General features: G+C 70.2%; 11 protein-coding genes and 1 pseudogene. 10 read left to right on the top strand and 2 right to left on the bottom strand.

Annotated elements, in window-relative coordinates:
* The 5 genes and pseudogenes from L0H79_RS07755 to L0H79_RS07735 form a co-directional block, all read left to right on the top strand.
* Positions 1 to 330: pseudogene (locus L0H79_RS07755) on the top strand (hypothetical protein); the annotation flags it as partial.
* 11 nt (positions 331 to 341) lie between these two features.
* Positions 342 to 1229, top strand: coding sequence for a MoxR family ATPase (locus L0H79_RS07750; protein WP_301484019.1), 888 nt, complete (start codon positions 342 to 344; stop codon positions 1227 to 1229).
* The gene (locus L0H79_RS07745; RefSeq protein ID WP_301484018.1) at positions 1226 to 2347 is read left to right on the top strand and encodes a VWA domain-containing protein; all 1122 of its coding nucleotides are present in this window, start codon (positions 1226 to 1228) and stop codon (positions 2345 to 2347) included. Before L0H79_RS07750 ends, L0H79_RS07745 begins: the two co-directional genes overlap by 4 nt.
* Complete coding sequence (locus L0H79_RS07740) at positions 2340 to 3656, top strand: XdhC/CoxI family protein (protein WP_301484017.1); 1317 nt, start codon at positions 2340 to 2342, stop codon at positions 3654 to 3656. The genes L0H79_RS07745 and L0H79_RS07740 overlap by 8 nt, the downstream gene beginning before the upstream one ends.
* 94 nt (positions 3657 to 3750) lie before the next feature.
* The gene (locus tag L0H79_RS07735; protein WP_301484016.1) at positions 3751 to 4920 is read left to right on the top strand and encodes a cytochrome P450; all 1170 of its coding nucleotides are present in this window, start codon (positions 3751 to 3753) and stop codon (positions 4918 to 4920) included.
* A 145-nt stretch (positions 4921 to 5065) separates the two neighbouring features.
* Here L0H79_RS07735 and mgrA read toward each other — a convergent pair whose 3' ends face one another.
* Complete coding sequence (gene mgrA, locus L0H79_RS07730) at positions 5066 to 6109, bottom strand: L-glyceraldehyde 3-phosphate reductase (RefSeq protein WP_301484015.1); 1044 nt, start codon at positions 6107 to 6109, stop codon at positions 5066 to 5068.
* 381 nt (positions 6110 to 6490) lie between these two features.
* On the opposite strand from mgrA, the gene L0H79_RS07725 reads away from it, so the two are divergent.
* Genes L0H79_RS07725 through L0H79_RS07710 form a run of 4 tightly spaced genes read left to right on the top strand, consistent with a single transcriptional unit; the run spans position 6491 to position 11141 of the window.
* Entirely contained in the window at positions 6491 to 7006 is a 516-nt protein-coding gene (locus tag L0H79_RS07725; protein WP_301484014.1) for a (2Fe-2S)-binding protein, read from the top strand.
* On the top strand, positions 7003 to 9480 hold the full coding sequence (locus L0H79_RS07720; protein WP_301484013.1) for a xanthine dehydrogenase family protein molybdopterin-binding subunit: 2478 nt from the start codon (positions 7003 to 7005) through the stop codon (positions 9478 to 9480). Before L0H79_RS07725 ends, L0H79_RS07720 begins: the two co-directional genes overlap by 4 nt.
* Positions 9477 to 10343 carry a xanthine dehydrogenase family protein subunit M gene (locus L0H79_RS07715; protein WP_301484012.1) on the top strand — a complete coding sequence of 289 codons (867 nt, stop codon included), beginning with the start codon at positions 9477 to 9479 and terminating at the stop codon, positions 10341 to 10343. The genes L0H79_RS07720 and L0H79_RS07715 overlap by 4 nt, the downstream gene beginning before the upstream one ends.
* A 6-nt stretch (positions 10344 to 10349) precedes the next feature.
* A complete protein-coding gene (locus L0H79_RS07710; protein ID WP_301484011.1) occupies positions 10350 to 11141 on the top strand; it encodes an SRPBCC family protein in 792 nt (263 codons plus the stop codon).
* An 87-nt stretch (positions 11142 to 11228) separates the two neighbouring features.
* Here L0H79_RS07710 and L0H79_RS07705 read toward each other — a convergent pair whose 3' ends face one another.
* Entirely contained in the window at positions 11229 to 11528 is a 300-nt protein-coding gene (locus tag L0H79_RS07705; protein ID WP_301484010.1) for a DUF2249 domain-containing protein, read from the bottom strand.
* A 73-nt stretch (positions 11529 to 11601) separates the two neighbouring features.
* On the opposite strand from L0H79_RS07705, the gene L0H79_RS07700 reads away from it, so the two are divergent.
* Positions 11602 to 12294: a metalloregulator ArsR/SmtB family transcription factor gene (locus L0H79_RS07700; RefSeq protein ID WP_301484009.1), complete on the top strand. Its 693-nt coding sequence runs from the start codon at positions 11602 to 11604 to the stop codon at positions 12292 to 12294.

Raw genomic sequence — 12294 nt, 5'->3', positions numbered from 1 at the left:
AACGGTCCGTTCGCGGCCGAGCAGGCCGGTATACCGCCCTGCTCGGTCAGTACCGCCCAGGTCGTCGGGGGCCAAGGCCACGGCACGTGGCGCGCAGAGCTGAGGCGAGCGGCATACGACGGCACACCGGGGCACCCAGCACTCATCGGCCGGGACTTCTGGGACGAGACCATCGCGACCGCCGTCGGCGACCGGGGCGCCCGCGACGTGTACCGCACCCACCTGCACGAGCTCGTCGAGTGCGGCGACCTCGCAACCGGACGTGACCTGGACACCCGCGCCGAGGCCGAGAGGTGGGGGCTCCCTTCCGCAAAGCGTGAGGGTGAGTAATGCTCAGGAGCATGGAGCAGGCCTTCACGAGCCCGGACGATGTCACCGCGACGCTGGCGCGCACCGGCTATCTCGCCGACGATGCGCTGGCGACGGTGACCTTCCTGGCGACCCGGCTCAGCCGACCGATCCTGCTCGAGGGCGAACCCGGGACGGGCAAGACGTCACTCGCCGAGTCGCTCGCAGAAGCATTGGGGCAGAAGCTGATCCGCCTCCAGTGCTACGAGGGGATCGAGGCGACGCAGGCGCTCTACGACTGGGACTTCCCCCGCCAGATCCTGCACCTGCGGGCGGTGGAGGCGATCGCCGGGCAGGAGCACCGCGACCCGACGCAGCTGGAGGCGGAGCTTTTCGACGAACGCTTCCTCCTCGCCCGGCCGGTGCTGCAGGCGGTTCGCGAGGCGCCCTGTGTCCTGCTCATCGACGAGATCGACCGGGCCGACGACGAGTTCGAGGCATTCCTGCTCGAGGTGCTCTCGACGTGGCAGGTGACCATCCCCGAGGTCGGCACCATCACGGCCGAGCGGCCCCCGCTCGTCGTGCTCACCTCGAACCGCACCCGGGAGCTGCACGACGCGCTCAAGCGTCGCTGCCTCTACCACTGGATCGACCACCCGAGCCTGACCCGCGAGCTGCAGATCGTCCGGACGCGGCTGCCCGAGATCAGCGAGACGCTGGCAGCGCAGGTCGTCGGCCTCGTGCAGCGACTGCGCGGCGAGGGCGAGCTCATCAAGCCGCCCGGCGTGGCCGAGACCCTCGACTGGTCCCGCGCGCTGGAGGCACTCGGCGCGAGCTCGCTCGACCCTGAGATCGCCGCCGCGACCCTCGGTGCCGCCGTCAAGTACCGAGAGGACGGCGAGCGGGTCCGGGCGATGCTCGACCGGTTCCTCGCGTCATGACCAACGTGCCTCCCGCACCGCCCGACGAGTGGCTGCTCGGCTTCGCCCGGGCGCTGCGCGCGGCGGGGCTGCCGATCACCGCCGACCGGGAGCGGACCTTCCTGGCCGCGGTCGCGCAGGTCGGTCTCGGCGAACGCCGCGATGTCTACTGGGCCGGCCGGGCCACTCTCACCTGCTCACCTGCCGACCTCGAGCGCTACGACCAGGTCTTCACCGCCTGGTTCACCGCCGGCCCGATCGGGCAGACCCGCACCGTGCCCCCGGTCCACCGCCCGCCCGCCTTCCAGGCATCGCTCGAGGACGACGCGACGACCGGCGAGGGTGGCACGGAAGGGGACGACGAGGTCGTCCGAGCGCGGGCCAGCGCTCAGGAGCTGCTGCGCCAGCGCGATGTCGCGGCCCTCGACCGGATCGAACGAGCCCAGCTGGCAAGGATGTTCGAGCGTCTGCACCCGGTCTGCCCGGTGCGACCGGCGCGTCGCCACGTCACCGCCCGCTCCGGACGCGTCGACGGGCCGGCCACCCTGCGCGAGCAGCTGCGCCGGGCAGGTGAGCCGGGCCCGGTCCGCCACCATCGTCGCGCGCTGCGCACGCGCCGGATCGTCCTGCTCATCGACGTCTCGGGCTCGATGAGCGCCTACGCCGACAGCCTGCTCCGGCTCGCGCACCGCTTCGTCCAGACCGCGCCGAGGACCCAGGTCTTCACGATGGGCACCCGGCTGACCCATGTCACCCGTGCCCTGCGCGAGCGTGACCCTGACCGTGCACTCGTAGCCGCCGGCGCCGTCGTGCCCGACTGGTCCGGCGGGACCCGGCTCGGCGACGTGATCGGTGCGTTCCTCGACCGGTGGGGTCGGCGTGGGATGGCCCGCGGCTCGGTCGTCGTCCTCTTCTCGGACGGGTGGGAGCGCTCCGGGCCGGAGGTGCTCGGCGAGCAGATGCGACGGTTGCGCGCCCTGGCGCACCGGGTCGTCTGGGTCAACCCGCACCGGGGGAAGGTCGGCTACGAGCCGATCCAGCAGGGGATCGTCGCGGCGTTGCCGCACATCGACGACTTCGTCGCGGGGCACTCCTTCGCGACGTTCGAGGAACTCATCGAGGTGGTCAGTCATGCGTGATGTCCTTCCGGAGCTGCTCCGGTGGTGGCAGGCCGGGGAGACGGTCGGCGTCGGGACGGTCGTGGGGACCTGGCGGTCCGCCCCCCGGCCGCCGGGCGCGGCGATGCTCGTCGGCCCGGGCGGCGAGGCGGTCGGCTCGGTCTCCGGCGGGTGCGTCGAGGGTGCCGTCTACGCGCTCGCGGAGCAGGTACTCGCATCCGGCCAACCCGAGCTGCAGCGGTATGGCGTCAGCGACGACGACGCCTTCGCCGTGGGTCTGACCTGTGGCGGGATCATGGACGTCTTCGTCGAGAAGGTCTCCAAGGCGACCTATCCTCAGCTCGGTGAGCTCGCCGCCGACATCGAGGCAGGCCACCCGGTCGCGGTCGCGACCGTCGTCGAGCACCCCGACCCCGCCTGGCTCGGTCGCCGGCTCGTCATCCACCCCGAGGAGGACGACGACGACGACAACCTTCCCATCGAGAGTGCAGCAAACCCGATCGAGCGTGCAGCACTTCCCATCGAGAGTGCAGCAAACCCGATCGAGAGTGCAGCCGCGGGGAACGCGCAAGCGGCAGCCCGCTCAGCGCCATACGACGGTATGACGCTGGGCTCGCCGCGCGCGGACGCCGCCGTCCTGGACGACGCTCGCGGGATGCTCGCCCAGGGGAGCACCGGTCTGCTGACGTACGGTCCGGACGGGGAGCGGCGGGGTGAGGGGATGCGGGTGTTCGTCGCGTCGTACGCGCCGAAGCCCCGGATGCTTGTCTTCGGGGCGATCGACTTCGCGGCTGCGGTGGCCAAGGTGGGCAGCTTCCTCGGCTACTACGTGACGGTGTGCGACGCGCGGCCGGTGTTCGCGACGAAGTCACGCTTCCCGGTCGCCGACGAGGTCATCGTCCGCTGGCCGCACGAGTACCTGCGTGAGGAGGTCGACGCCGGCCGGATCGACCCGCGGACCGTCATCTGTGTGCTCACCCATGATCCGAAGTTCGACGTGCCGGTCCTCGAGATCGCCCTGCGGCTGCCTCAGGTGGCCTACATCGGGGCGATGGGGTCACGCCGCACCCATGAGGATCGCCTCGACCGGCTCCGGGAGGCGGGGTTGACCGAGGACGAGCTCGCGCGGATGCAGTCGCCCGTCGGGCTCGACCTGGGTGCGCGGACCCCGGAGGAGACGGCGGTCAGCATCGCCGCGGAGATCATCCTGCACCGGTGGGGCGGTGGTGGACGGCGGCTCGGTGGGCTGTCCGGGCCGATCCACCACCACCACGGACTCACTGAGGAACCGCCGGCCCTGCCGCACCAGATCGGGGCGAGCCACGGCTGACCGCGCGGCCCGAACGGGTCGCTGACTCACGGGCGTTCACCCCAATCCTCTTTATCGACAGGGGGTTCAATAGGGGGTGACAGAGGGAGTCGACATGTCCGAGCAGACGCGCACCGACACACGAGAGATCGACTGGGACCCGCGGGCGCCGGAGGTGCTCGCCGACCAGGTCACCGCCTACGACGCGATGCGAGCGCACTGCCCGGTTGCGTATGGCGCGCAGCACAACTGGACGGTCTTCGGGCACGCCGACACGATCCGTGTCCTCGACGATCCGCCAGGCTTCTCCAACGTCGTGTCGGCGTATCCCGCTGTCCCGAACGGCATGGACGAGCCGCGGCATCGTCCTTATCGGGAGATCGTCGACCGCTACTTCACCGCCGAACGGCTCGCTCATTTCGAGCCGCGGTGCCGTGCGATCGCCCGGTCCCTCGCGGCCGGCCTGCCCGTGCCTGGCCAGGTCGAGGTCATGTCGGCGCTCGCCGAGCCGTTCGCGAACGCCGTCACGTGCGGGTTCATGGGTTGGCCGGACTCGCTGCGCGATCCGTTGCGTGAGTGGACCGGCAAGAACCACCGGGCCACCCTGTCGATGGACCGCGAGGCGATGCATGCGGTCGCACTCGAGTTCGACGGACACATCCGTGAGCAGCTGGACCTGCGTCGCGCTCAGGGTGCTGACGTGCCGGCCGACGTCACCACGTCACTGCTGGCCGAGCGTGTGGACGGTCGCCCGCTCGACGACGCCGAGATCGTCTCGATCGTGCGCAACTGGACCGTTGGAGAGCTCGGCACGATCGCCGCGAGCGTCGGCATCATCGTCGAGTTCCTCGCCACCCACCCTGAGGTGCAGGCCCGGCTGCGGGCGGACCGGTCGCTGCTCGTGGCGGCGACGGACGAGATCCTGCGCATCCACGCACCGCTCATCTCGAACCGGCGCCGCACGACGCGCGAGGTGACCATCGCGGGACGGCAGATCCCTGCCGAGGAGCGGGTGATCGTTCTGTGGGCCTCGGCGAACCGGGACGAACAGGTCTTCGGTGACCCTGACGAGTTCCGGTTGGACCGCGACCCGGCGGACAACCTCCTGTATGGCCGGGGCCTGCACGACTGCCCCGGCGCACCGCTCGCCCGCCTGGAGCTGCACGAGATACTCGACGCGCTACTTGACCGGACGCCCCGGATCGAGCCGGCCCCCGGCACCGAGCGGACCCTCGCGGCCTACCCGGCGTCGGGCTTCGCCACGGTGAGTGTGCGTCTGCGCTGAGGCGATCGCGCCGGGTCGTGGCTGAGCCATCCCCCGTACGTAAGGACACAACAAGTCCCGGTTGCATGGTCTGCTCGTGCGTGGAGAGTCACGACTGGGCGGACTTGTTGTGTCCGTACGACCACCACCCGCGCGAGGCCCCGAATCAGAACGAGCTCGACCGCTGCCAGATGTTGATCCCGCTGTCGACGGCGTCCCGGTCGATCCGCTCGAGCTCCGCGTCGTCGAACGTGAGGGTGTTGAGCGCGCCGAGGCTGTTCTCGAGCTGCGCGACCGAGGAGGCGCCCACGAGCACCGAGGTCACCCGCGGGTCGCGCAACACCCACGCGAGCGCCATCTGGGCGAGCGACTGCCCCCGGCCGGCCGCCATGTCGTTGAGCGCCCGCACGTGAGCGAGCGCTTCGTCGGTCAGCAGATCCGGCGAGAGCGACTTGTGCTGCGCCGCTCGCGATCCCTCGGGTATGCCGTTCAGGTACTTGTCGGTGAGCATCCCCTGCGCGAGCGGCGAGAACGCGATGCAGCCGACGCCTTCGTCCTCGAGCACCTCGAGCACGTCGTCCTCGACCCAGCGGTTGAGCATCGAGTAGCTCGGCTGGTGGATGAGCAGCGGCGTGCCGAGGTCACGCAGGATCGCGACCGCCTCACGGGTCCGCGCGCCGGAGTACGACGAGATACCCGCGTAGAGCGCCTTGCCCGCTCGGACTGCGGTGTCGAGAGCCCCCATGGTCTCCTCGAGGGGAGTCGTCTCGTCGAAACGGTGCGAGTAGAAGATGTCGACGTAGTCCACGCCCATCCGCTGCAGCGACTGGTCGAGCGAGGACAGGAGGTACTTGCGCGACCCCCCGCCTTGCCCGTAGGGCCCCGGCCACATGTCGTAGCCGGCTTTCGTCGAGAGGACGAGCTCGTCGCGGTAGCGCTTGAAGTCCTGCGCGAAGATCGTGCCGAAGTTGCGCTCGGCGCTGCCGTAGGGCGGCCCGTAGTTGTTCGCCAGGTCGAAGTGGGTCACCCCGAGGTCGAACGCCCGCCGCAGCGTCGCCCGCTGCCGCTCCAGCGGCACGTCGTCGCCGAAGTTGTGCCACAACCCGAGGGAGATGGCGGGCAGGTCGAGCCCGGAGCGTCCGCTCCGGCGGTAGGTCATGGAGTCGTAGCGGGCGCGGTCGGCCTGGTAGTCGTCGGCGTGGGCAGTCATCGCCTCAGTCTTGCCGACGATCCTGTATGCCGCTCACCCCCCCTCCCGATCGAGAGTGCAGCCGTCCTGATCGACCGTGCACAAACTCCGATCGAGAGTGCAGCCGTCCTGATCGACAGTGCACCAGTTCTCATCGAGGGTTCAGCCCGCTGCACTCTCGATCCGCAGAGCTGCACTCTCGATCCGCAGAGCTGCACTCTCGATGAGGACGAGTGCACTCTCGATGAGGACGAGTGCACTCTCGATGAAGGGGCCTCGGCGGCATATGTCCCGTCGCCAACCGGGCATTTGCGGCAAGGCCTTGAAAGCGCCGCGCAGGCGGGGTTGACTCACGAGCAAGGCACCAGCCGATCACTGCAACGAAGCAGGAGGACTGTCTCCATGACCCGGATCACTGTGACCGTCGACGGGGTGAAGTACACCGATGACGTCGAACCCAGAACGCTGTTGGTCCACTACCTGAGGCAGAACCTCGGGAAGACGGGCACCCTTGTCGGCTGCGACACGAGCAACTGCGGCGCATGCACCGTCCACCTCGACGGCCACAGCGTCAAGTCCTGCAACATGCTCGCCGTGCAGGCGGACGGGCACGAGGTGACCACCATCGAGGGCCTCGCCTCGGACGGTCAGCTGCACCCGATGCAGCTGGCGTTCAACGACTGCCACGCGCTGCAGTGCGGCTACTGCACACCCGGGATGATCATGCAGGCGTGTGACCTGCTCAAGGACAACCCGGACCCGAGCGAGCAGGAGATCCGCGAGGGCCTGGAGGGCAACCTCTGTCGATGCACCGGCTACCACAACATCGTGCGCGCCGTGCAGGAGGCGGCCGTCACGATGCGCGAGGGCGGCGCCACGACGGACAGCACCGCACCGGCGCAGGCGGTGACGGCATGACCATCACCGAGAACCAGGCACCGGCCCACGAGATCGGCAGGGCCAGGCGCCGCAAGGAGGACGCGCGCCTGATCACCGGTCGCAGCCGGTACACGGACAGCATCACGCTGCCCGGGATGCTCCACCTCGCGATGGTCCGCAGCCCGTTCGCCCACGCGACGATCCGCTCGATCAGCACCGAGGCGGCCAAGGCCGCGCCGGGTGTCGTCTCCGTCGTGACCGGGGCCGACATCGCGGACATCCAGGGCGTCAACATCAACGCCTGGCCGATCACGACCGACCAGGTCACGCCCACCCACCTGCCCGTCGCCATCGAGCACGTCGCCTTCGCCGGCGAGATCGTCGCCGTCGTGGTGGCCCGCAGTGAGGCCGAGGCCCGCGATGCCGTCGAGCTCGTCGACGTCGACTACGACGAGCTGCCGGTCGTGCTCGATGCGCGCGAGGCGCTCAAGGACGAGGTGCTCGCCCATCCTGACCTCGGCACGAACAAGTCGGCCTTCTGGCAGCTCGACTCGGCGGCGCAGGGCAGCGGCGGCGACGTCGACGAGGCGATCGAGAAGGCCCGCACGGACGGGATCCTCATCGAGCGCGAGTACCGCCAGCAGCGGCTCGTCCCCGGCTTCATGGAGCCGCGCTCGGTCGTCGTCGACCCGACCGGCGACCAGCTGACCGTGTGGTCGGCGACCCAGGTCCCGCACATCCTGCGCTTCGCGATCGCCGCGACCATGGGGATCCCGGAGTCCAAGCTGCGCGTCATCGCGCCCGATGTCGGGGGCGGTTTCGGCGGCAAGCTGCAGACCACGCCGGAGGAGTTCGCGACGATCGCGTTGGCGCGTCGCCTCGGCAAGCCGTGCAAGTTCACCGAGACCCGCTCCGAGGCGTTCGTCACCGGCCACCACGGCCGCGACCAGTACCAGAAGCTCACCATGGCGGCGACCACGGACGGCATGATCACCGGTTTCAAGGTCGAGCTCATCGCCGACCTCGGCGCCTACGTCGCGATCGTCGGTGGCGGCGTGCCGGTGCTCGGCGCGTGGATGTTCAACGGCATCTACAAGATCCCCGCCTACCAGTTCAACTGCACCACGGTGCTGACCAACAAGCCGTGGGTCGACGCCTATCGCGGTGCGGGCCGCCCCGAGGCCGCCTTCGGCATCGAGCGGATGATGGACGAGCTCGCGGGCGAGGTCGGCGCCGACCCGCTCGAGATCCGGGAGAAGAACTGGATCAAGCACGAGGAGTTCCCGTTCACGACGGTCTCCGGCATGACCTACGACTCCGGCAACTACGAGGCGGCCACCGCCCGGGCCAAGGAGCTGTTCGACTACGACGGGCTGCGTCGCGAGCAGGCCGAGCGCCGTGAGCGCAACGATCCGGTCCAGCTCGGGATCGGCGTCTCGACGTTCACCGAGATGTGCGGTCTCGCTCCGTCCCGGATCCTCGGCTCGCTCAACTACGGCGCCGGTGGCTGGGAGCACGCGAGCGTGCGGATGCTCGCGACGGGCACGGTCGAGGTCGTCACGGGGATCTCCCCGCACGGGCAGGGCCACGTGACGGGGTTCAGCCAGATCGTCGCGGACCGGCTCGGGGTGCCCTTCGAGGATGTCGAGATCCTGCACGGCGACACGGCCATCGCACCGAAGGGCATGGACACCTACGGGTCGCGCTCGCTCGTCGTCGGCGGTGAGGCGGTGGTCCGGGCTGCGGACAAGGTCATCGAGAAGGCCAAGGTCATTGCGGCGCACCTGCTCGAGGCGAGCGCCGACGACATCGAGTTCTCGGGCGGCCGCTTCGGGGTCAAGGGCACCGACAAGGGGCTCGGTATCGCCGAGATCGCGGCCGCGACGTTCACCGGACATAACCTGCCGGATGGCATCGAGCCGAGCCTGGATGCGGACGCGACGTTCGACCCGGTCAACTTCTCCTTCCCGCACGGTACCCACCTGTGCGCGATGGAGGTCGACACCGAGACCGGCGCGGCCACGATGCGCAAGTACGCGTGCGTCGATGACGTCGGAGTCATCATCAACCCGCTCCTGGTCGAGGGGCAGGTGCACGGTGGCCTCGTGCAGGGGATCGCCCAGGCCCTGTGGGAGGGGGCGGTCTACGACGAGAACGGCACCCTCGTGACGGGCTCGTTCGTCGACTACACCCTGCCGAGTGCGGCTGACACGATCAGCTTCATCACCGACACCACCGTGTCGCCGTCGACGACGAACTCCTTGGGCACCAAGGGAGTCGGCGAGGCCGGCACGATCGCGTCCACGCCCGCCGTCGTCAACGCGATCGTCGACGCGCTGCGCCCGATGGGGATCCACGACATCGAGATGCCGTGCACGCCCGAGCGGGTGTGGCGTGCGATCCAGGGCGCGTCGAGCCGGTCGGTCGACGAGACGCAGCGCGACGCGGCGCCACACTTCGAGGCCGACCAGCCCAACCAAGACCCGTCCGCGACAACAGGAGGTGCCAAGTGATCCCCGCATCGTTCGACTACCTCGCCCCGACCTCGCTCACCGACGCCCTCGCCGCGCTCGCCGAGCTCGCCGAGCACGGCGACGATGCGAAGGTACTCGCCGGTGGCCAGTCGCTCCTGCCGATCCTCCGGATGCGCCTCAACGCACCCGGAGTCGTCATCGACCTCGGCAAGATCCCTGAGCTCCAAGGGATCTCGGCGGACGGGGACACGATCGTGATCGGCGCCATGACCCCGTATGCCGCTGTGCTGGCCTCCGAGGCGGTGTCCACGCACGCTGCGCTGCTGTCCAAAGCGGTTGCCACTGTGGCTGATCCGCAGATCCGGCACCGCGGCACCGTCGGCGGGGCACTCGTGCACGCCGACCCGGCAGGTGATGTCGGCGCGCCGGTTCTGGCTCTCGACGCCGAGCTGGTCATCGCCGAACAGGCGGGCACGACACGGACGGTCGCGGCCGCCGACTTCTTCGAGGACCTCTTCACGACGGCGGTCGGGGAGGACGAGCTGCTCACGCAGATCCGGATCCCCAAGCACACCGGGTGGGGAGCGCACTACGAGAAGTTCGTCCGGGTCAGCCACCAGTGGTCGATCGTCGCCGTCGCCGCCACGGTGCGAGCCGAGGGCGGCTCGATCGCCGAGGCCCGGGTGGGCCTGACGAACATGGGCTCGACCCCGCTGCGAGCCAACGCCGTCGAGCAGGCCCTCGTCGGGCAGCCCGCGACCGAGGAGGCCGTCCGGGCTGCTTGCGCTCAGGCCGCCGACGGGACGAACCCACCGTCCGACCTCAACGGCGGTGCCGACTACCGCAAGCATCTCGCGACGGTGTTGACCCGGCGCGCGGTGCTCGCCGCGGCGGGGGCGTGATCGCGGGTGGAGCTACAGCACTCGTTCACCGTGCCGGCCCCGGTCGAGACGGCGTGGGACCTGTTCATGGACCTCGACCGGGTCGGTGGCTGCTTCCCCGGAGCGACCGTCACTGACGCCACCGACGACGGCTTCGCCGGCACGGTGAAGGTCAAGCTCGGTCCGATCGCGCTGCTCTACGCCGGGTCGGGAACGTTCCTCGAGCGGGACGAGCAGGCCGGGCGGGCGGTCATCGAGGCCAAGGGCAAGGACAAGCGCGGCAACGGCACGGCTGGGGCCACCGTGACGATCCAGCTGTCCGAGGACGGCGAGGGCACCCGGGCCGACGTGACGACCGACCTGGCGGTCACCGGCAAACCGGCGCAGTTCGGCCGCGGCGTGATGCAGGACGTGTCCGACAAGCTGCTCGGCCAGTTCGTCACCTGCATCGAGCACCAGTTCGCCACGGTGGGGGAGGGGCCGGGTGCCGACGGGCAGCCGGCCCCGGCCGCAGCCGCCACGTCCAGTCCTACCGAGCAGCTCGGCGACTCTTCCGTCGGCGAGGGCTCGATCGCCGTCACCGAGCAACAGGGTGGCGGCGAGAGCGCAGCAACAGTGGGCCCGGCGCAGCCACCCACGACGGGCGAGGCGGGCGCGGCAGGCCCCACGGCGGCATACCAACCGGGTCGGGACGACGCGATCGACCTCGGTGCGACCGTCCTGCCGGTCCTCGTGCGACGCTATGCCGGGTTGGGCGTGGCGGCTCTCGTCGGGCTACTCGTCGGCTGGCTCATCGGCCGACGCGGCAGCCGCGACTGAGCCCTCCCGGAGGGAGCGCCCCGCGACCCGCTACGAATGCCCTCGAACGCGGCAGCGGCTAGTTGCACACAGGGTGAGCGTTCCGGTTCAGCCGTTACGCGTCAACCGGAGCGTCCACTTCTCCGGGCCCTCCTCGAGGTAGGCGATGTCGATGTCGCCGAACATGCTCTGCAGCTGGGCGAGGAGCGGCAGCGGGTTGTGCGGCGCGATGAGGTCCAGCGCCCCGCCGACCGGGATCGCGTTGAAGGCACCGAACACCGTCGCGTGGCGGATCGCGTGGGGGATGGCGCGCGCGTCGAGGCTTGGCACGTCGGCGTCCTCCTCGCCGCACCCGCACGAGTGCCCGTGCTTGACTTCGGTCAGGGGGATCTGGTCGTGTGTGGACACTCGGGGGCTCCTCGGTCTGGTGAAGGGGCGACGTCCTTTGTCATCCCGGCGATCATTTTATACGGTAGTTCTTGTGCAAAAGACCGAGGGCTGGGGCCCGGTGCCGACTCGGGACGGTGCGGCCGATCTCGTCGCCGGCCTGTCCTCCCAGCGTCGCCGCGTCTTCGAGGCCCTCGGCGCGGAGCCACGCCCGGTCGGCTCGATCGCCGGCAGTCTCGGTCTGCACGTCAACACCGCGCGCGAGCACCTCGACGGCCTCGTCGCGAGCGGTCTCGCCGTGCGGAACCGCCTCGCGCCGAAGGGCCGTGGCCGTCCTGGTTGGGGCTACGCGGCCCGGCCCGGCATCACCTCGACCTCCGTGGGCGAGTATGCGGCGCTGGCAAAGGTGCTCGCGGAGCACGTCGCGGCTCAGGGGGGCGACGTGCGGGGCGATATGCGCCGGCTCGGCCGCGGGTGGGGCAGGGCCCTCGTCGAGGGTCGTCCCGCCGCGCAGGGAACGGCTGAGGCTGACCGGCAGGTCGTCACCCTGCTCACCGGCCTCGGCTTCGCCCCCGAGGGCACGCCGGACGGCTGCCTGCACCTGCGCCAGTGCCCGATGCTCGCCGTCGCGCGGGAGCGTCCCGATGTCGTCTGCAGCGTCCACCACGGCATGGTCGAGGGTGCCCTCGAGGCGGTCGGCGGGGACCCCGATGGCGTGAGTCTCGAGGCGTTCGCCGAGATCGGCGCATGCCGACTGCACCTGCACCGGGCAGGCCCGGCAGACTGA

This window comes from Intrasporangium sp., from assembly GCF_030452765.1.
GTDB lineage: Bacteria > Actinomycetota > Actinomycetes > Actinomycetales > Dermatophilaceae > Intrasporangium_A.
Note: the sequence above shows the minus strand (reverse complement) of the source record. Positions and strands in the feature narration are given on the sequence as shown.